Consider the following 18,822-nt stretch of genomic DNA (forward strand, 5'->3'; position numbering starts at 1 on the left):
CGGTACTGATCGAAAAGATCACGAAAACGTGAAACCTTGCGTGAAAGCTTGATGATAACTTTACTGATATCTACTGCCTCAGCGAGTGCGTTGCCTCGTAAGGAGTCCGTTATCAACACTCGTCGCGTTCATCCATTGCCCGTCCGGCTCACCCATTGGATCAATGCGGTGGGCATGCCCTGCATGATCATGAGCGGCTGGGGGATCTACAACGCCTCGCCCTTGTTCGCCTTCCGGTTCCCGCACTGGTCAACCCTCGGCGGCTGGCTCGGAGGCTCGATTGCCGTGCATCTAGCGGTCATGTGGCTGCTGGTCGTCAACGGCCTGATTTATCTGGCGTATGGCCTGGTCAGTCGGCATTTCCGCCGTCAGTTATTGCCCATTTCGGTGCCCGCCATCAAGCAGGACCTGAGCGATGCGCTGCACCTTAAGCTCACTCACCACTTGGGGCATTACAACGCCGTTCAGCGCGTGTTGTATTGGTTGGTGCTGCTGTTGGGTGTACTGGTGGTGCTTTCCGGGCTGGCGATCTGGAAACCGGTGCAGCTGCAGGATCTGGTGCAATTGATGGGGGGTTACGACATGGCGCGCTACGTGCATTTCTTCGCCATGAGCGGGATCGGTCTGTTTGTGGTGATCCATATTGTGCTGGTGGTGCTGGTGCCGCGGACCTTGTTGCCGATGATTACTGGCCGCACCCGGGAGAATTCCCATGAGTGAGCGCAAACCACCGGTGAAACTCGAGCCCGCGCAGCGCACGCAATTGGTCGATGTGCAGCGACGGCTGTTCCTGCGCTCGGGGCTGACCATTGGCGCGATGTCTATGCTCAGCGGCTGTAACCTGGAGGACGGCGATCAAGTCGACAAAGTGTTGTGGGCCATGTCGCGCTGGAACGACAAGGTTCAGGCCTGGCTCTTCAGCGGTCAGCGGCTGGCGCCGGTCTATAGTGAAGCGAAGCTGACCCGGCCGTTTCCGTTCAATGCCTATTACGAAGAAACCGATGTTCCCGACATCGATCTCAGCGATTACCGGGTCGAGGTCTCGGGACTGGTCCGCGATAAACAGAACTGGACCCTCGAAGACCTGCGTCGGCTGCCACAACGCAGCGATATCACCCGCTTGATCTGTGTTGAAGGCTGGAGCGCCATCGGTCAGTGGGGCGGCGTGCCGTTGCGCACCTTCCTGGAACACATCGGTGCTGACCTGACGGCCAAGTACGTCGCCTTCAAATGCGCCGATCGGTATTACTCCAGTATCGACATGCCAACCGCTTTGCATCCGCAGACGCTGCTGGCGCTGGACTTTGGCAAGGTCGCACTGCCACCCCAATACGGTTATCCGTTGCGCCTGCGGGTGCCGACCAAACTGGGTTTCAAAAATCCCAAACACATTGGCGCCATCGTCGTCACCAATGAATACCCGGGAGGTTACTGGGAAGATCAGGGCTATAACTGGTTCAGCGGAATTTAAATAAGCATCGGTTCGATGCCCAGCACCTCAGCACCTCAGCACAGGAAAACCCCTTAAATGACTTCGATTTTTGGCAAGATGTCGCGTGTCAGCGTATTGGCTTCAGCCATCGCCGTTACAGCCCTGATGGCCATCGGCACGGCTCAGGCGCAAGACGCGCCAGCACAGCGTATCGGTGTGCGTGGAGCGATCACCGCACTGGACGGTGACGTGATGAAAGTCCACACCAACCGCGACGGCGACGTGACCGTCAACCTGACCCAGGACACTCAGGTTCGCGGCGTGACGTTGGCGCAAATCTCTGACATCAAGCCCGGCAGCTACGTCGGTTCGGCTGCCGTGCCGCTGCCCGATGGCACCTTGAAGGCGTTGGAAGTCCACGTGTTCCCGCCAGACATGGCCGGTACCGGCGACGGCCACCGTCCGTTTGATCTGACCAAGGACAGCAGCATGACCAACGGCAGCGTCGGCGATCTGGTGACCAGCAACGGCCGAACCATGACCGTCAACTACAAGGGCGGCAAAAAAACCATCGTGGTGCCGGACGACGTACCGATCGTCAATCTGGTGGCCGGCGACCGCAGCCTGCTCAAGCCCGGCGTTAAAGTCGTATTATTCGCCCAAAAAGCTGCGGATGGCAGCCTGACGGCGCAATTCATCTCGGCCGGCAAGGATGGCATGACGCCGCCAATGTGAGTATCTATCCGGCATAAAAAAGGCGACCTGAAGGTCGCCTTATTCATTTGAGCCCAGCGCTTATTGCCCGCTGTAAATCTGATCAAAAATCCCACCATCATTGAAGTGGGTTTTTTGCACGGTGCGCCAGTCACCGAAGGTTTTCTCTACCGAGAGGAAGTCGACTTTCGGGAAGCGGTCGGTGTATTTGGCCAGCACAGCAGGGTCACGCGGACGCAGGTAGTTGGCGGCGGCGATTTCCTGGCCTTCTGGAGACCAGAGGTATTTCAGGTATTCCTCGGCCACGGCGCGGGTGCCTTTCTTGTCGACGACTTTGTCGACCACGCTCACCGGCGGTTCGGCTTCGGCGGAGACGCTTGGGTAGATCACTTCGAACTGATCGCGACCGAATTCGCGGGCGATCATTTCGGCTTCGTTTTCGAAGGTCACCAGCACGTCGCCAATCTGGTTGGTCATGAAGGTCGTGGTGGCGGCGCGGCCACCGGTGTCGAGTACCGGCGCTTGCTTGAACAGCTTGCCGACGAAGTCTTTGGCCTTGTTCTCGTCACCGCCGTTTTTCAGCACGTAGCCCCAGGCCGACAGGTAGGTATAGCGACCGTTACCGGAGGTTTTCGGGTTTGGCACGATGACTTGCACGCCGTCCTTGAGCAGGTCCGGCCAGTCTTTCAGGGCTTTCGGGTTGCCCTTACGGACGATGAACACGGTGGCCGAGGTGAACGGCGCGCTGTGGTCCGGCAGGCGAGTGACCCAGTTTTCGGGAACCAGTTTGCCGTTGTCGGCGAGGGCGTTGATGTCGGTGGCCATGTTCATGGTGATGACATCAGCCGGCAGGCCGTCGATGACCGAACGGGCTTGTTTACTGGAGCCGCCGAAGGACATCTGCAGGATGATGTTTTCGTTGTGCTCGGCTTGCCAGTGTTTCTGGAAGGCAGTGTTGTAGTCCTTATAGAAATCTCGCATCACGTCGTAGGAAACGTTAAGCAGGGTCGGTGCGGCCTGAGCCACGCTGCTCAAGGCCAGGCCAGCGGCCAAAAGTGAGGCGCTAAAGAGTTTTTTCACTGCGCAATCCTTGTTCTAGTAAAAGTGGGCAATTTGCCAGCGACTATAGCCGTGGCTGCATATCTCTTTAAAGATTAAAAAGTACTGTGCTTATTCTATTTTCTTAAACAGTACATTGCCGCAGCGCGAGCAAAATGCCGCGCCATGTTCGTGACTGTTTTTCTTGCACACCGGGCAGTCGTGCTGCAGTTGTTCGCCACGCATGGCGTTGGCCAGTTCGGCGGTGAAGATCCCGGTGGGCACGGCGATGATCGAGTAACCGGTGATCATCACCAGTGATGAAATGACCTGGCCCAGTGGCGTTTTGGGCACGATGTCGCCGAAGCCGACGGTGGTCAGGGTGACGATCGCCCAATAAATGCCCTTGGGAATGCTGGTGAACCCGTGCTCGGGGCCTTCGACCACGTACATCAAGGTCCCGAATACCGTGACCAGGGTCGACACGGTGAGCAGGAATACGATGATTTTTTGTTTGCTGCCGCGCAAGGCTGACATCAAATAGTTGGCTTGCTTGAGGTACGGGCTGAGCTTGAGTACGCGGAAGATCCGCAGCATCCGGATGATGCGGATGATCAGCAGGAATTGGGCATCGGCGTAATACAGCGCAAGGATCCCCGGGACAATCGCCAGCAGGTCCACCAGCCCGTAGAAACTGAAGGCATAGCGCATTGGCTTGGGCGAGCAGTACAGGCGCAGGCCGTACTCGATAACAAAGACCACGGTAAAGGCCCATTCGATATAGGCCAGAACGTTGGCGTAGTTCTGGTGAACGCTGTCGATGCTGTCGAGGATCACAATCACCAGGCTGGCGAGAATGATCAACAGCAGTGCGCTGTCGAAACGTCGCCCGGCCACCGTGTCAGTCTGGAAAATCATGACGTAAAGCTGTTCACGCCAGTTGTTGCTGCTGTTCATGGGGAGCGCCTGAACCAATGATCAGCGAAGCCTAGGGGGATTCTCCCTGATAGTGCAAGGCGCACTGTCCACGGCGGCCTGGCGCAACACTCGAGTGCCGGCACGGACCAGCCAGCAGGCGAGGATGAAGGGGGCGGTGAGGGCCGATAGACCCAGCGCGTTGAAGCCGGGTGTCAGCAGGATGGCCAGCGCAATGCCGAACACAGGCAACCAGGGTTGGCGACGTTGCTGGCTGAAAGCGAGGGCGGCCAATGCCGGGTTATAGCCGTTCAAACCAAGCAGCGCGGTTGAAGACTCGTTAAGCAGTAAAGCGCACGTCAATCCGGCACCTGCGCCCACCAGCGCCCAAGCGGCGGCGCGACGGTTGGCAATCATCAGTCCGGCAGCGATCAATGCACCGGCCAACGGGTTATCGAGCAGCATGATCTGCCCCAGCCCTTTGAACTCGGCGCTGAGCAGGTTGAGGGTATTGAGTTCGGGTAACTGGAGGGGCGCGGTCTGATGGGGAGCTGCGAAGCTGAGCAGCAACCAGCTCAAACCCACGAAAGGTGCGGTGTAAGCCGGCAGACAATGAGGGGTGCGGGTGCGTTTGAGCCATTGCTGGGTGAGGATCGCACTGAGACCACCACTGGCGATGATCAGCAGCGGCAGCATGGCTGACCAGGCGAATTGCTGGCTCAGCAGCAAGCCGAGCAAGACGCCGTTGTAACTGAAGAGTCCGGCCTGTCGATCGACCTTGGCATAGCCGCGACGTTGCGCGGTGAGCAAGCCGGCGACACCGCCCAGTAATGCACCGCCCAACAGCGTCGGGGCCGTGAGCAGAATCGCCAACAGACACAGCAGGCCGCACAGCGGATCGCGCTGAAGGAAAATCTGGCTGAAGCCGTTGAGCAGGGCTGTGGCCCAGTCGGGGCAGTGAGTGTTGAAGTGGTGTGTGGACATGGTGGTGTCTGTGAAAGGGGGATGCCTGATAAACCGCGGTGTCCCCATCGCGAGCAGGCTCGCTCCCACATTAGATCTCCTGTGCACGCAAATATTGTGAACAGTAGGAATTCAATGTGGGAGCGAGCCTGCTCGCGATGGGGCCAGTGCAGGCGCTAAATTAACGTCTCGATCCGTAGCGAATTGGTCGACCCAGGCTGACCAAAAGGCACACCCGCAGTGATTAATAAGGTATCGCCACGCTTGGCCATGCCTTGTGCCTGGGCGATTTCCAGGGCGGTGGAGCAGACCTCATCAACCTGACGCAGCCGATCATTGACCACCGAGTGCACACCCCAGGCCACGGTCAGGCGGCGGGCGGTTTGCAGGTTTGGCGTCAGGTTGAGAATCGGCACTGTTGGTCGTTCCCGCGCAGCCCGCAAACTGGAGCTGCCGGATTCGCTGTAGTTCACCAGCACGGCCACCGGCAGAATGCTGCTGATGCGGCGGATCGCGCAGCTGATGGCGTCCGACACCGTGGCTTCGGCCTGTGGTCGGCTGACGTCCAGTTGCGCTTGATAATCCGGGCCATTTTCGACCTGGCGGATGATCTTGCTCATCATCTGCACGGCTTCCAGTGGGTAATCTCCAGAGGCGGTTTCTGCCGAAAGCATCACCGCATCGGCACCTTCGGCCACGGCGTTGGCGACGTCGGTGACTTCAGCGCGAGTGGGTGCCGGGGAGAAGCGCATCGACTCGAGCATCTGCGTCGCCACCACCACCGGTTTGCCGAGCTGGCGGCAGATGCTGATGATGTTCTTCTGAATCTGCGGCACGCTTTCGGCCGGGACTTCCACGCCCAGGTCACCCCGGGCAACCATGATCGCGTCGCTCAGCTCGGCGATTTCGCGCAAGTGTTCGACGGCCGACGGCTTCTCGATTTTCGCCATCAGAAAGGCTTTGTCGCCGATCAGCTCGCGGGCTTCGAGGATGTCTGCCGGACGCTGCACAAACGACAGCGCGACCCAGTCCACACCCAGTTCCAGGCCGAAGCTCAGGTCACGGCGGTCCTTGGCGGTCAACGGGCTTAGTTCGAGCAAGGCTTGCGGGACGTTGACGCCCTTGCGGTCAGACAGCTCGCCGCCGTTGAGCACGGTGGTGTCGATGGCGTCGGCGTGTTTGGCGGTTACCCGCAGGCGCAGCTTGCCATCGTCCAGCAGCAGGTCCATGCCCGGTTCCAGCGCGGCGATGATTTCCGGGTGGGGCAGGTTGACCCGGCGTTGGTCACCAAGTGTCGCGTCCAGGTCCAGACGCAACGCTTGACCGCGCACCAGTTGAACCTTGCCCTGGGCAAATTTCCCGACCCGCAGTTTCGGGCCTTGCAGGTCCATCAGAATCCCCAGCGGGTAATTCAGCTGTTTCTCGACTTCACGAATCCACTGGTAACGCTGAGCGTGGTCGGCGTGATCGCCATGGCTGAAATTGAGGCGAAAGATGTTCACCCCGGCTTCGACCAGCTCACGGATAGCGTCGATCCCGTCTGCGGCAGGGCCGAGGGTGGCGAGGATTTTGACTTTCTTGTCAGGCGTCATGTTTAGGGCTCTCGAGGATCAGGATGGCGCGGAAGTCGTTGACGTTGGTGCGGGTCGGTTCGGTGACGATCAACCCATCCAGCGCGGCGAAGTAGCCATAACCGTTGTTGTTATCCAGCTCATCGCTGGCGCTCAGGCCCAGGGCGGCGGCGCGGGCGTAGCTGTCCGGGGTCATGATGGCGCCGGCGTTGTCTTCGGAGCCGTCGATACCGTCGGTGTCGCCGGCCAGTGCATAAACGCCCGGCAGCCCCTTGAGGCTGTCGGTGAGGCTCAAGAGGAACTCGGCGTTGCGTCCGCCGCGACCCGTGCCGCGTACGGTGACGGTGGTTTCACCGCCCGAGAGAATCACGCAAGGTGCAGCCAGTGGCTGACCGTGCAAGACCACCTGACGGGCGATGCCCGCGTGGACCTTGGCCACCTCGCGGGACTCGCCTTCCAGATCGCCGAGAATCAATGGGCTGAAACCCGCCTGACGAGCTTTCACCGCCGCCGCTTCCAGGGATTGCTGGGGGCGAGCGATCAGCTGGAAGTGACTGCGGGCGAGGCTCGGATCACCGGGTTTGACCGTCTCCGATTCCGCGCTTTGCAGCCAGCTGCGCACCGTCGCCGGCACCTCAATGGCGTAACGTTTGAGAATGGCCAGGGCTTCGGCCGAGGTACTCGGGTCAGCCACGGTCGGACCGGAAGCGATCACGGTCGCGAGGTCGCCCGGTACATCGGAAATCGCATAGGTGTAGACAGTGGCTGGCCAGCAGGCCTTCGCCAGACGGCCGCCCTTGATCGCCGAGAGGTGTTTGCGTACGCAGTTCATCTCGCCGATGGTGGCGCCGGATTTGAGTAGGGCTTTGTTGATCGACTGTTTGTCGGCAAGGGTGATGCCGGCCGCTGGCAGTGCCAGCAATGCCGAGCCACCGCCCGAGAGCAGGAAGATCACCCGGTCGTCTTCGCTCAGGTTGCTGACCAGTTCAAGTACCCGTTTCGCCACGGCCAGGCCGGCAGCATCAGGCACCGGGTGGGCGGCCTCGACCACTTCGATTTTGTTGCAAGGGGCACCGTGGCCGTAGCGGGTCACGACCAGTCCCGAGACGTCGCCGTGCCAGCAACGCTCGACCACTTGTGCCATGGCCGCCGCCGCTTTGCCAGCGCCGATGACGATCACTCGACCGCTGCGATCACTGGGTAAATGCGCTTCAAGGACTTGCTGCGGATGGGCGGCATCGATGGCTGTGGCGAACAGCTCACGCAGGAATTGTTGCGGATCGACCGACATGGCGGGCTCCCGAGTTTCTTGTTATTGGGTAGGGCTACATGATCGTTCCCACGCTCCGCGTGGGAATGCCTCACTGGACGCTCTGCGTCCGCTTTTGTGACGCGGAGCGTCACGGGCTGCATTCCCACGCAGAGCGTGGGAACGATCCGTGATGTTACTTATCGCGAATCGAGAAGTTCGCCATGTGCTCGAGGCCTTTGATCAGCGCCGAGTGGTCCCAGTTGCTGCCGCCGATGGCCGCGCAGGTGCTGAACACTTGCTGGGTGTTGGCGGTGTTGGGCAAGTTGATGCCCAGCTCGCGAGCGCCGGCCAGGGCCAGGTTGAGGTCCTTCTGGTGCAGGCTGATGCGGAAACCTGGATCGAAGGTGCCTTTGATCATGCGTTCGCCGTGGACTTCGAGGATCTTCGACGAAGCGAAACCACCCATCAGCGCTTCACGGACCTTGGCTGGATCGGCACCGTTTTTCGAAGCGAACAGCAGGGCTTCAGCAACGGCCTGGATGTTCAGCGCGACGATGATCTGGTTCGCCACTTTGGCGGTTTGACCGTCGCCATTGCCACCGACCAGGGTGATGTTCTTGCCCATGCTCTGGAACAGCGGCAGAGCGCGTTCGAAGGCCTGGCTGTCGCCGCCGATCATGATGCTCAAGGTGGCAGCCTTGGCGCCGACTTCACCACCGGACACCGGGGCGTCGAGGTATTGCGCGCCTTTTTCGTTGATTTTCGCAGCGAAGGCTTTGGTTGCGGTCGGCGAAATCGAGCTCATGTCGATCACGATCTTGCCTGGGCCGACACCGGCAGCCACGCCGTCGGCGCGGAACAGCACGTCTTCGACCTGCGGGGTATCCGGAACCATGACGATGATGAACTCGGCTTCCTGAGCGACTTCTTTCGGGGTCGCCAGAGCGATCGCACCCGCGGCCACCAAGTCAGCAGGGGCAGGATCGTGGTGCGCCGACAGGAACAGGCTGTGACCGGCTTTTTGCAGGTTCAACGCCATTGGGTGGCCCATGATGCCGGTGCCGATGAATCCGATTTTAGCCATGAGAAAATCCTCTTGTTTTTATGCTATTAGCAGGCGATGAGGCTTTATGTGGGAGCGGGCTTGCCCGCGAATTAGACACTGGGGTGAGTCAGGCACACTGAGGTGTGGCTTTCGCGGGCAAGCCCGCTCCCACATGGGTTTTCAACCAGCCCAGACCTGCTTCAGTCGTGGTCAGCGGCTTGTATTCGCAGCCGACCCAGCCCTGGTAACCGATGCGGTCCAGGTGTTCGAACAGGAAGCGGTAGTTGATCTCGCCAGTGCCCGGCTCATTGCGCCCCGGGTTGTCGGCGAGCTGGATGTGATTGATCTCGTCCAGATGGTTGGCCATGGTCCGGGCCAGATCGCCCTCCATGATTTGCATGTGGTAGATGTCGTATTGCAGGAACAGGTTGGCGCTGCCCACTTGTTCGCGAATCGACAGAGCCTGAGCGGTGTTGTTCAGGTAGAAGCCCGGGATGTCGCGGGTGTTGATCGCTTCCATCACCAGTTTGATACCCGCTGCTTGCAGCTTGTCGGCGGCGTACTTGAGGTTGTCGACGAAGGTTTTTTCCACGATGGCATCGTCGACGCCTTGTGGGCGGATGCCGGCCAGGCAGTTGATCTGGGTGTTGCCCAGAACGTGTGCGTAGGCAATCGCCAGGTCGACCCCGGCACGGAACTCTTCAACCCGATCCGGCAGGCACGCGATACCGCGTTCGCCCTTGGCCCAGTCACCGGCCGGCAGGTTGAACAGCACCTGGGTCAGGCCGTGGGCATCGAGCTGGGCCTTGATCTCGGCGGAGCTGAAGTCGTAGGGGAACAGGTATTCGACACCACTGAAGCCGGCCTTGGCGGCAGCTTCGAAGCGGGCAAGAAAATCCTGCTCGGTAAACAGCATGGACAGGTTGGCTGCGAAACGCGGCATGGTGGTCTCCTGTATATGTGTGAGGCCTCCTGTGGGAGCGAGCCTGCTCGCGAAAGCGGTGTGTCGGCCAACATCTTTGTCGGATGTAAAACCGCCTTCGCGAGCAGGCTCGCTCCCACAGGGGTGCGATCAATAGTTAATCCAGCAGCGAAATCGCCGTCGGCGCATCGCTGCCGACCAGCGCCAGGTCTTCGAATTCGTTGACGGCGTTGATCTCGGTGCCCATGGAAATGTTGGTCACGCGCTCCAGAATGATCTCGACGATCACCGGAACCTTGAACTCTTCGATCATTTCCTGAGCCTTGCGCAGTGCCGGCTGGATCTGCGCCGGTTCGAAGACCCGCAGGGCCTTGCAACCCAGGCCTTCGGCAACCGCGACGTGGTCGACGCCGTAACCGTTCAGCTCCGGGGCGTTGAGGTTGTCGAAGGACAGCTGCACGCAGAAGTCCATGTCGAAACCGCGCTGCGCCTGACGGATCAGCCCCAGGTACGAGTTGTTCACCACCACGTGGATGTACGGCAGTTTGAACTGCGCGCCCACCGCCAGCTCTTCGATCATGAACTGGAAGTCGTAGTCGCCGGACAAGGCAACGACCTTGCGGCTCGGGTCAGCCTTGACCACGCCCAACGCCGCCGGAATGGTCCAGCCCAAGGGGCCGGCCTGACCGCAGTTGATCCAGTGACGCGGCTTGTAGACGTGCAGGAATTGCGCGCCGGCAATCTGCGACAGACCGATGGTGCTGACGTAGCAGGTATCTTTGCCGAACACCTGGTTCATCTCTTCGTACACGCGTTGCGGTTTGACCGGCACGTTGTCGAAGTGAGTCTTGCGGTGCAGGCTGGCTTTACGCTGCTGGCAGTCTTTCAGCCAGGCACTGCGGTCCTTCAGTTTGCCGGCGGCTTTCCACTCGCGGGCAACTTCGATGAACACTTTCAGTGCCAGGCCCGCGTCGGAAACGATGCCCAGGTCAGGGGTGAATACGCGGCCGATTTGAGTCGGTTCAATGTCGACGTGAATGAAGCGACGACCTTCGGTGTAAACGTCCACCGAGCCGGTGTGACGGTTAGCCCAACGGTTACCAACACCCAGCACCACGTCGGATTTGAGCATGGTCGCGTTGCCATAACGGTGCGAGGTTTGCAGACCAACCATGCCGACCATCAGCGGGTGATCGTCAGGAATGGTGCCCCAGCCCATCAGGGTCGGAATGACCGGGATACCGGTCAGCTCAGCGAACTCCACCAGCAAGTCACTGGCGTCGGCATTGATGATGCCGCCACCGGCGACCAGCAACGGACGTTCAGCCTGATCGAGCATGGCCAGGGCTTTCTCGACCTGCACCCGATTAGCCGTTGGCTTGGCCAGCGGCAGTGGTTCGTAGGCGTCGATGTCGAATTCGATTTCTGCCATTTGTACGTCGAACGGCAGGTCGATCAGCACTGGGCCAGGACGGCCGGAGCGCATTTCGAAAAAGGCTTTCTGGAAGGCGTAAGGCACCTGGCCCGGCTCCAGAACGGTGGTCGCCCACTTGGTCACTGGCTTGACGATGCTGGTGATGTCGACAGCCTGGAAGTCTTCCTTGTGCATACGGGCCCGGGGTGCCTGGCCAGTGATGCAAAGGATCGGAATCGAGTCGGCCGAGGCGCTGTAGAGCCCGGTGACCATGTCGGTACCGGCTGGCCCGGAAGTACCGATGCACACGCCGATGTTGCCGGCTTTAGTGCGGGTGTAGCCCTCGGCCATGTGCGAGGCGCCTTCAACGTGGCGAGCGAGGACGTGATCTATGCCGCCGACCTTCTGCAGGGCGGAGTACAGCGGGTTGATGGCTGCACCAGGGATGCCAAAAGCGGTATCAACCCCTTCACGGCGCATCACCAGAACGGCGGCTTCGATTGCTCTCATTTTGCTCATGGTTTTGTGCCTCTTACGTTTTGTAATTGTATACAAGTGGCTTTGCGCAGAGTGTATTCACGGCGGACGGCGCAGGTCAATCCATTTTCTCAAGCGGCTGTTTCATTCGTCAGAAGCCTGAAGTACTGTGGCTTTTCGTCGCATGAGCAGCTTTTCGAGAATTATTGTATACAAAAAAATAACTCATTGTGTTCTATTTGTCGTATCGGATTTCGCTTTGCCGAATTCCAAAGGCTTTCCCCATAACAAAATAAGGACGGCACCCATGAGCGCTTTAACCTTGAAAGTCGCAGTCAGCCTGACCGGTCGAGCCATAGTCGCGGGGCGCAAGATCGCCGCGGCACCGCTGACCATCGCAGTACTTGATGCCGGCGGGCATCTAGTCACCTTGCAGCGTGAAGACGGCGCGAGCCTGCTACGGCCGCAGATCGCTATCGGCAAAGCCTGGGGCGCGATCGCGCTGGGCAAGGGTTCACGCCTGTTGGCGCTGGATGCGCAACAGCGGCCGGCGTTTATCGCAGCCCTCAATAGTCTGGGGCAGGGCAGCGTGGTGCCAGCACCGGGCGGGGTGTTGATTCGCGATCAGGAGGGCGTGGTGATCGGCGCCATCGGCATCAGCGGCGATACTTCAGACATCGACGAGCAATGCGCAATCAGCGCCATCGAAGCGCAGGGGTTGCAGGCGGATGCGGGGGTAACCGCTTGATCTGAGCTGACTGATCTACCGCTATCGCGAGCAAGCTCGCTCCCACAGGGATCTCCTGAGTACACAAATTTTGTGAACGCCAGAGACCAAATGTGGGCGCGGGCTTGCTCGCGAAAGCAATCTTCCAGACACATCCAGCTAAAAGTCTGCTCTACCATTCGGCATTCGCAGGTCTAGCCTTTTCATGAGTTCATCATAAGAGGGCAAAGGAATGCTTGAGCTGTCAGCTTCACATCGCTTGCGCATTGGTCGCTATGCGGAGCAAAACCGGATCTATCTCCTGACGGCCAACCCCCTTAAGCGGGAGCCGGTTTTCAGGGATTTCACCCTTGGCAGGATGGTGGTACACCAGTTTAAGCAAGCACAGGACCAGGGTTTTGCCGACTCCTTGGCGTGGGTAGTCATGCCTGATCATTTTCACTGGCTTGTGCAATTGCAAAAAGGGTCACTGGGTGAATTGATGTGCCAGACCAAATCCTTGAGTGCTCGAACAGTCAATGCAGCGGCTGGCAGGACAGGCAGCCTCTGGCAGCAGGGGTATCATGATCATTCATTGCGGCAAGAAGAAAGCTTGGTCAGAGTTGCCCGGTATGTCGTGGCTAACCCTTTGCGGGCAGGGTTGGTAAAGCGGCTTGGCGACTATCCACTGTGGGATGCGATTTGGATTTGATCCGAAACCGAGTTGCCCCCTTCGCGAGCAAGCCCGCTCCCACATTGGGTCTCTGGTGTTCACTGGATTTGTGTACGCCGAAGATCCCGTGTGGGAGCGGGCTTGCTCGCGAATCGCCGCACCACGGTCTATCAGTCTGGCTCACACCCCTTGAGCACCAGCCGGATAATCGTCTGCGCCGCCGCTTCATAATCGGCTTCATCGAGCTTGGCTTTGCCGGTGACGGCTGAGATTTGCCAGTCGAAGTCGGCGTAAGTCTGGGTCGCGGCCCAGATGCTGAACATCAGGTGATTGGGGTCGATCGGGGCGATCTGGCCGCGGTCGATCCAGGTCTGGATGCAGTCGATATTATGTTTGGCCTGAGCGTTGAGCTGCTCGACCTGATCAGGGCTCAGGTGCGGTGCGCCATGCATGATTTCGCTGGCGAACACCTTGGAAGCAAACGGCAGATCGCGGGAGATGCGAATTTTCGAGCGGATATAGCCACTCAGCACTTCGCTGGGCACGCCGTCGGCATTAAACGGCGTCGAGGCCTGCAGGATCGGCTCGATGATACTTTCCAACACCTCGCGATAGAGGTTTTCCTTGGACTTGAAGTAGTAGTAAACGTTGGGCTTGGGCAACCCCGCCTTGGCCGCGATGTCACTGGTTTTGGTCGCAGCGAAGCCTTTGTCGGCAAACTCTTCACTGGCTGCACGCAGGATCAGTTCTTTATTGCGCTCGCGGATGGTGCTCATAAACCAGGTGATTCCTTGCCTGTTCTGGCGGTTGCGCATGGTAGCACCGGCTTTGCGCGGGGCTCAAGAATGCCCCACGGCGCGTTATGCCGCGTTATGCTCGGCAAAATTTATGACCGAAGGAAGCCTGACCCATGGCAGGAAGCAGTTTGCTGGTGCTGATCGACGACATCGCCGCCGTGCTCGACGATGTCGCCTTGATGACCAAGATGGCGGCGAAAAAGACCGCCGGCGTCCTGGGTGACGATCTGGCACTCAATGCCCAGCAGGTGTCGGGTGTACGCGCCGAGCGAGAATTGCCGGTAGTCTGGGCGGTTGCCAAGGGTTCGTTTCGCAACAAGTTGATCCTCGTTCCTGCCGCGCTGGCCATCAGCGCCTTCGCACCGTGGCTGGTGACGCCGCTGTTGATGCTCGGCGGGGCGTACCTGTGTTTCGAAGGTTTTGAAAAGCTCGCCCATAAGTTCCTGCATAGCAAAGCCGAAGATCAGGCCGAGCACGATCAGTTGATCGAAGCCGTGGCCGATCCCAAGACCGATCTGGTGGCCTTCGAGAAGGACAAGATCAAAGGCGCTGTGCGCACCGACTTTATTCTTTCGGCGGAAATTATCGCCATCACGCTGGGCATCGTGGCCGATGCGCCGCTGATGCAGCAAGTCATCGTGCTGTCGGGCATCGCCATCGTTATGACCGTCGGCGTCTATGGTCTGGTGGGCGGCATCGTCAAACTCGACGACCTCGGGCTATGGCTGACCCAGAAGCCGGGGCAGATGGCCAAAAGCATCGGCGGCGCCATCCTGCGTGCCGCGCCGTACATGATGAAAAGCCTGTCGGTGATCGGTACTGCGGCGATGTTCATGGTCGGCGGCGGGATTCTGACCCACGGCGTGCCGGCGGTTCATCACTGGATCGAAAGCGTGAGCCAGAGCACAGGCGGCTTTTCGCTGATCGTGCCGACACTGCTTAATGCGGTGGCCGGGATTATTGCCGGGGCGGTGGTTTTGATGGGGGTGATGGCGGTCGGCGAGGTCTGGCGGGTGGCGAAGGCTTGAAGATTGCGGATCAATACACGTAAGCGGTCTCGAAACAAAAAAGGCCATTCGGTTTAGTCGAATGGCCTTTTTCTTTACCCTTGTCCCGCAGATCGCGTTACTCGGCAATCTGCAGCTTGCGCGCCTCGGTGTAGACGTAACGCACTTTTTCGTACTCGAACGGCGAGTTCGTCTGCCCATAGCGGAATCTGGTCTGATAGCGCTTGTCGATGCCGCGCAGGACCCAGATCTCCGGATGATTCCCGCTGACCTGCGAGACGTTCAAGAAGTTGATCTGCGATTCTGCCGTGAAGTCGAACACCAGGCCGCCGGTATCACGCAGGTTCGACGGGCCGAGGATCGGCAGGACAATGTAGGCACCACCTGGGACGCCATAGAAGCCCAGGGTCTGGCCGAAGTCTTCGTTCTGGCGTGGCAGGCCCATCATGGTTGCCGGGTCCCACAAACCGGCGATGCCGATGGTGGTGTTGAGCAGCAGGCGGCCGGTGGTCTCCATGGAGCGCTTGCCTTTGAGCTGCAGCAGGCTGTTCACCAGGTTGGGCACATCCCCAAGGTTGTTGAAGAAGTTGCTGACCCCGCTGCGCAGGAAGCCTGGGGTGATGTAGCGATAGCCATCGACCACCGGCAGGAACACCCACTGATCAAAGCGGTAGTTGAAGTGATAGACCCGGCGGTTCCACGACTCCAGCGGGTCATAGACATTCAGCGCGTTCAAAGTCGAGCGTTCGAATTCGCGTTGGTCCAGCCCCGGGTTGAACTTGAGTTTGGTCATGGGCTCGGTGAAGCCGTCCTGATCGACCACGGTGGTGGTGTTGGCCTTGCTGTTGTCGGCGTTGGCATAGCCTGCGCAGAGTAACGCAGCGATTAGCAGGAGAGGTTTAACCACGGAAGAACTCCAGCATGGCGTCGCTGTTGACGCGGTAGTTGAGGTTGCCGCAATGGCCGCCGTGAGGGTAAACGGTCAGACGGTCGCCGAAGGTTTTACGCAGAAAACCGAGGTCGCCCGGGCCGAGAATCAGATCGTCAGCGTTGTGCATCACGGCGATCTTCGGACTGTCGTGCAGATAGTCCTTGAGCGCGTACAGACTGACTTGGTCAATCAGTTGCAGCACGCTGCCGCCATCGGTGCGGGCGCGCCACATCGGGATCAACTGCTCGGTGATGTAACAATCGAAGTCGCATTGCAAGGCGCGCTTGAGGAACGGTGTAAGGCTGGTGCCTTCAGTGATCGGGTACTTGGGCGGGGTAATCAGGCCACGACGGTTGATCAGGTCCGAGGTGAAGGCAATGTCGGCCGCCGAGAAGCGGAACGAGGTGCCGATCAGCATGGCCATCTGCTCATTGCTCAGATGCTGTTTGGACTGTTGAAAGTCGTAGACCAGGGCGTCGTTGAGGTCGATATAGCCTTTTTGCTGGAAGTAGCGGGTCAGTTTGTTCAGCACCAATTCATAAAACGTGGTGCTGTTGTTGATGCCCTTGACTTCCGTTTGTACCAGCTTGTCCAGGTTGGTGATCGAGGTGTAGAGATTGACCGGTGGATTGAGCAGCAAGACTTTCTTGAAGTTGAAGCTGCGCCGGGTTTCATCCAGCTTGCTGACAAACGCCGCATCCAAAGCGCCCAGGCTATAACCGGTGAGGTAGAACTCGGTGATCGGCAGTTTCGGGTTTTGCGCACGTACGGCTTGCATGACGCGGTACAGGTCCTCGGCGTCGTCCTTGGTCACGCCAGGTGTGGCAAAGCGCGAGGCGGCGCTCATGAAGTCGAAACTGGTCGGCGACGACAGTTGCACCACATGGTAGCCGGCTTTGTAATAGAGCTTTTTCAGGTATTCGTTGATGCTGCTGTTGTAGGGCGCACCCGTACCGGAAATCAGGAAAATCAGCGGTGCGGGATGATCCTGTTTGGCCATGCGGTAGGTGAGCTTTTTCACTGCCCAGAAGTTGTCCGGCAGGTTGAACTCACGCTCCGGGCGCAACGTCAGGGTGTAGTCCCCTTGGTTGATATCCTCATCGGCCGGCAGCTCTGGCCGTAGATCCGGTGGTGTCGTGGCAATGGTCGCCTCGAACGGATTGGTCAGCGGGTAGCCATAACTGACCGCGTCGACATCGACTGCCAGTGCGGACGCACTCAAGATAAGGCCGCCAAACAAGGCAGCGAAGCGCAAGGAACGGAACATGACTAAATCCCTGAGAGGAAGGTGCCGAGTGAGGTACGCAGGCTATGACCACCGTGCTGTAACCAAAGTGCCATGCATCGGCACAAAAAGTCGGTTCAAACAGCCATAATCGGGATAATAGTAGCTGGACGATACACTTTGCGGCCATTTCGTGAACAGTTATCTGTGCAACACCCTTGCATACCGTCGTCGGGCGATTAAGCTGTGCGCCGTTTTCGTTTATCGGAGTACTTCATGTCCCGCCGCCTGCCCGTGATTTTGCTGCTCATTGTTTTGCCGTTATGGCTGGCTGCCGTTTATGGCGTGCGTTACGGATTGATGGAGGATGCCCAATGGGTTGGCATCTGTGTCGATGAGGCCAGCCGTTGGGAGTGCCAGGCGCGCTCGACGCTGGGGCTTCTGATTCATTTCAAAGTCATGGGCTGGGCAGCGCTGTCGGCGGCAATCATCGCGTTCCTGGTGCCGGGGCGGGCCGGATGGAGGCTGGCGGTGCTGGCGCTGTTGATCGGCTTTCCGGCGTTGGCGTTTTATAACGTCAGTCTTGCGGTGTTTGCGGTAGTAATTGCGGCACTGCGGTTGGTCAGGGCGCCGCGCGTCGCTGCTTGAGCACAAATCGCGAGATAGCGGAGGAGGCGGGATGTGCTCCCCGCCGTCTTGCTTCGGCCTGTCAGGCCGGTTGCAACTGTCGATCCATCGACTCGATGCACTGACGCATCTGCTCGCGACACTGAGCCATCAGCATCGGCATATCGTCCAGGCTCAACCCGGCGGTAGGGATTGCCGGCAGCGAGCGGATCAGAATTTCGCCACTGCGCCAGCGGTTCAGGCGCATATGCTTGATGTAGCTGCTGACGCACACCGGAACGATCGGCACCCCGGCGGCAATCGCCATCTGAAACGCGCCTTTCTTGAACGGCAGCAACGCTTCACCAAGGTTGCGCGTGCCTTCAGGGAATACCCAGATCGACGTGTCCTTGTGTCGCAAGGTGTGTGTGGTGGTCAGCATTGATTGGCGTGCCTTGTGCGCATTGCCTCGGTCAATCAACACGTTGCCGGCGAGCCAAAACAATTGCCCGAACAGCGGCACCCATTTCAGACTCTTCTTGCCGATGCACACCGTGCGCCGTGGCACCACATTGCCGAGCACGAACAAATCATAGTTGGACTGGTGATTGGCAATGATCACGCAGCCTGGTGGTTTGTCCATCAGCGGGCCGACCTCGGCCTTTACTCGCAGACGCAAAATGCACATGGCCGGCCAGGCATAGAGGCGTGCGCACAAACGGCTGTTATCCGGATTGAACGGCCGACATAGCCCCAGCACCACCCCGAGCACTCCCGCAGCAATAAAATGCAGGCTCATCAATAACATACGAAACAGATACAGCATTTACAGGCCCGCCGGGATAAAAGGTGGCGCAGTGTACGGATGTGCACTGTATTCGGCAATTAGCTGTATAGAGGCGGGAGATAGCCGATGTTTGAGCGCATGTTTCCGACCCGGAGCGTCAGATGCGGTTTAGAGCGGCCGAGGGGGGTTAAACGAAAGCCCAAGAAAAAGCCCGACTCAAGCAGATTGTGTGAAAACCTAGCAATCTGCTCTCCGGTTCAAGAAAATGCCCGCATCGCAAGATGCGGGCATTTTTCTTATGCGCTATATCCAAGGTGAAGATCGCTGCCAGGGGGCACTGTTTCCAG

The 18,822-nt window shown here is 59.1% G+C and carries 19 protein-coding genes; 7 read left to right on the forward strand and 12 right to left on the reverse strand.

Features of this window, described 5'->3' with window-relative positions:
• Nucleotides 1-111: 111 nt before the first annotated feature.
• The 3 genes from ACN1C3_RS31495 to ACN1C3_RS31505 all read left to right on the forward strand — a co-directional run bounded on the left by ACN1C3_RS31495 (nt 112) and on the right by ACN1C3_RS31505 (nt 2,167).
• On the forward strand, nt 112-720 hold the full coding sequence (locus tag ACN1C3_RS31495) for a cytochrome b/b6 domain-containing protein (protein ID WP_419119649.1): 609 nt from the start codon (nt 112-114) through the stop codon (nt 718-720).
• The gene (locus ACN1C3_RS31500) at nt 713-1,471 is read left to right on the forward strand and encodes a molybdopterin-dependent oxidoreductase (protein ID WP_419119632.1); all 759 of its coding nucleotides are present in this window, start codon (nt 713-715) and stop codon (nt 1,469-1,471) included. The genes ACN1C3_RS31495 and ACN1C3_RS31500 overlap by 8 nt, the downstream gene beginning before the upstream one ends.
• Before the next feature lie 78 nt (nt 1,472-1,549).
• Nucleotides 1,550-2,167, forward strand: coding sequence for a DUF5666 domain-containing protein (locus ACN1C3_RS31505; RefSeq protein ID WP_419119650.1), 618 nt, complete (start codon nt 1,550-1,552; stop codon nt 2,165-2,167).
• A 60-nt stretch (nt 2,168-2,227) separates the two neighbouring features.
• On the opposite strand, the gene ACN1C3_RS31510 is transcribed toward ACN1C3_RS31505, so the two are convergent.
• From ACN1C3_RS31510 to gcl, 8 genes are all read right to left on the reverse strand, one after another.
• The gene (locus ACN1C3_RS31510; RefSeq protein ID WP_419119633.1) at nt 2,228-3,226 is read right to left on the reverse strand and encodes a sulfate ABC transporter substrate-binding protein; all 999 of its coding nucleotides are present in this window, start codon (nt 3,224-3,226) and stop codon (nt 2,228-2,230) included.
• 90 nt (nt 3,227-3,316) lie between these two features.
• Nucleotides 3,317-4,141, reverse strand: coding sequence for an ion transporter (locus ACN1C3_RS31515; protein WP_419119634.1), 825 nt, complete (start codon nt 4,139-4,141; stop codon nt 3,317-3,319).
• A 21-nt stretch (nt 4,142-4,162) separates the two neighbouring features.
• Complete coding sequence (locus ACN1C3_RS31520; protein ID WP_419119635.1) at nt 4,163-5,083, reverse strand: urea transporter; 921 nt, start codon at nt 5,081-5,083, stop codon at nt 4,163-4,165.
• A 155-nt stretch (nt 5,084-5,238) separates the two neighbouring features.
• The gene (gene pyk, locus ACN1C3_RS31525; RefSeq protein ID WP_419119636.1) at nt 5,239-6,654 is read right to left on the reverse strand and encodes a pyruvate kinase; all 1,416 of its coding nucleotides are present in this window, start codon (nt 6,652-6,654) and stop codon (nt 5,239-5,241) included.
• Nucleotides 6,644-7,924 carry a glycerate kinase type-2 family protein gene (locus tag ACN1C3_RS31530; RefSeq protein WP_419119637.1) on the reverse strand — a complete coding sequence of 427 codons (1,281 nt, stop codon included), beginning with the start codon at nt 7,922-7,924 and terminating at the stop codon, nt 6,644-6,646. Before ACN1C3_RS31530 ends, pyk begins: the two co-directional genes overlap by 11 nt.
• Before the next feature lie 154 nt (nt 7,925-8,078).
• Entirely contained in the window at nt 8,079-8,969 is an 891-nt protein-coding gene (locus ACN1C3_RS31535) for a 2-hydroxy-3-oxopropionate reductase (RefSeq protein ID WP_419119638.1), read from the reverse strand.
• 88 nt (nt 8,970-9,057) lie between these two features.
• A complete protein-coding gene (gene hyi, locus ACN1C3_RS31540) occupies nt 9,058-9,873 on the reverse strand; it encodes a hydroxypyruvate isomerase (protein WP_419119639.1) in 816 nt (271 codons plus the stop codon).
• A 136-nt stretch (nt 9,874-10,009) separates the two neighbouring features.
• Nucleotides 10,010-11,785, reverse strand: coding sequence for a glyoxylate carboligase (gene gcl / locus ACN1C3_RS31545; RefSeq protein WP_419119640.1), 1,776 nt, complete (start codon nt 11,783-11,785; stop codon nt 10,010-10,012).
• A gap of 265 nt (nt 11,786-12,050) precedes the next feature.
• On the opposite strand from gcl, the gene ACN1C3_RS31550 reads away from it, so the two are divergent.
• Both ACN1C3_RS31550 and ACN1C3_RS31555 read left to right on the forward strand, forming a co-directional pair.
• On the forward strand, nt 12,051-12,491 hold the full coding sequence (locus ACN1C3_RS31550) for a GlcG/HbpS family heme-binding protein (RefSeq protein WP_419119641.1): 441 nt from the start codon (nt 12,051-12,053) through the stop codon (nt 12,489-12,491).
• A 211-nt stretch (nt 12,492-12,702) separates the two neighbouring features.
• Entirely contained in the window at nt 12,703-13,161 is a 459-nt protein-coding gene (locus ACN1C3_RS31555; protein ID WP_419119642.1) for an REP-associated tyrosine transposase, read from the forward strand.
• A gap of 131 nt (nt 13,162-13,292) precedes the next feature.
• Here ACN1C3_RS31555 and ACN1C3_RS31560 read toward each other — a convergent pair whose 3' ends face one another.
• Nucleotides 13,293-13,898, reverse strand: coding sequence for a TetR/AcrR family transcriptional regulator (locus ACN1C3_RS31560; protein WP_419119643.1), 606 nt, complete (start codon nt 13,896-13,898; stop codon nt 13,293-13,295).
• Between the two features lie 134 nt (nt 13,899-14,032).
• Here ACN1C3_RS31560 and ACN1C3_RS31565 point away from each other — a divergent pair, with 134 nt between their 5' ends.
• Nucleotides 14,033-14,947 (forward strand): DUF808 domain-containing protein, encoded by a 915-nt coding sequence (locus tag ACN1C3_RS31565; protein WP_419119644.1) that lies wholly within the window; start codon nt 14,033-14,035, stop codon nt 14,945-14,947.
• A 97-nt stretch (nt 14,948-15,044) separates the two neighbouring features.
• On the opposite strand, the gene ACN1C3_RS31570 is transcribed toward ACN1C3_RS31565, so the two are convergent.
• Both ACN1C3_RS31570 and ACN1C3_RS31575 read right to left on the reverse strand, forming a co-directional pair.
• Entirely contained in the window at nt 15,045-15,833 is a 789-nt protein-coding gene (locus ACN1C3_RS31570; RefSeq protein ID WP_419119645.1) for a VacJ family lipoprotein, read from the reverse strand.
• Nucleotides 15,826-17,124 (reverse strand): serine/threonine protein kinase, encoded by a 1,299-nt coding sequence (locus ACN1C3_RS31575; protein ID WP_419119646.1) that lies wholly within the window; start codon nt 17,122-17,124, stop codon nt 15,826-15,828. Before ACN1C3_RS31575 ends, ACN1C3_RS31570 begins: the two co-directional genes overlap by 8 nt.
• 234 nt (nt 17,125-17,358) lie before the next feature.
• On the opposite strand from ACN1C3_RS31575, the gene ACN1C3_RS31580 reads away from it, so the two are divergent.
• Nucleotides 17,359-17,730 carry a hypothetical protein gene (locus tag ACN1C3_RS31580; RefSeq protein WP_419119647.1) on the forward strand — a complete coding sequence of 124 codons (372 nt, stop codon included), beginning with the start codon at nt 17,359-17,361 and terminating at the stop codon, nt 17,728-17,730.
• A gap of 61 nt (nt 17,731-17,791) precedes the next feature.
• Here ACN1C3_RS31580 and ACN1C3_RS31585 read toward each other — a convergent pair whose 3' ends face one another.
• On the reverse strand, nt 17,792-18,514 hold the full coding sequence (locus ACN1C3_RS31585) for a lysophospholipid acyltransferase family protein (protein ID WP_419119648.1): 723 nt from the start codon (nt 18,512-18,514) through the stop codon (nt 17,792-17,794).
• Between the last annotated feature and the right edge of the window lie 308 nt (nt 18,515-18,822).

Source organism: Pseudomonas sp. H11T01, assembly GCF_048515765.1.
GTDB lineage: Bacteria > Pseudomonadota > Gammaproteobacteria > Pseudomonadales > Pseudomonadaceae > Aquipseudomonas.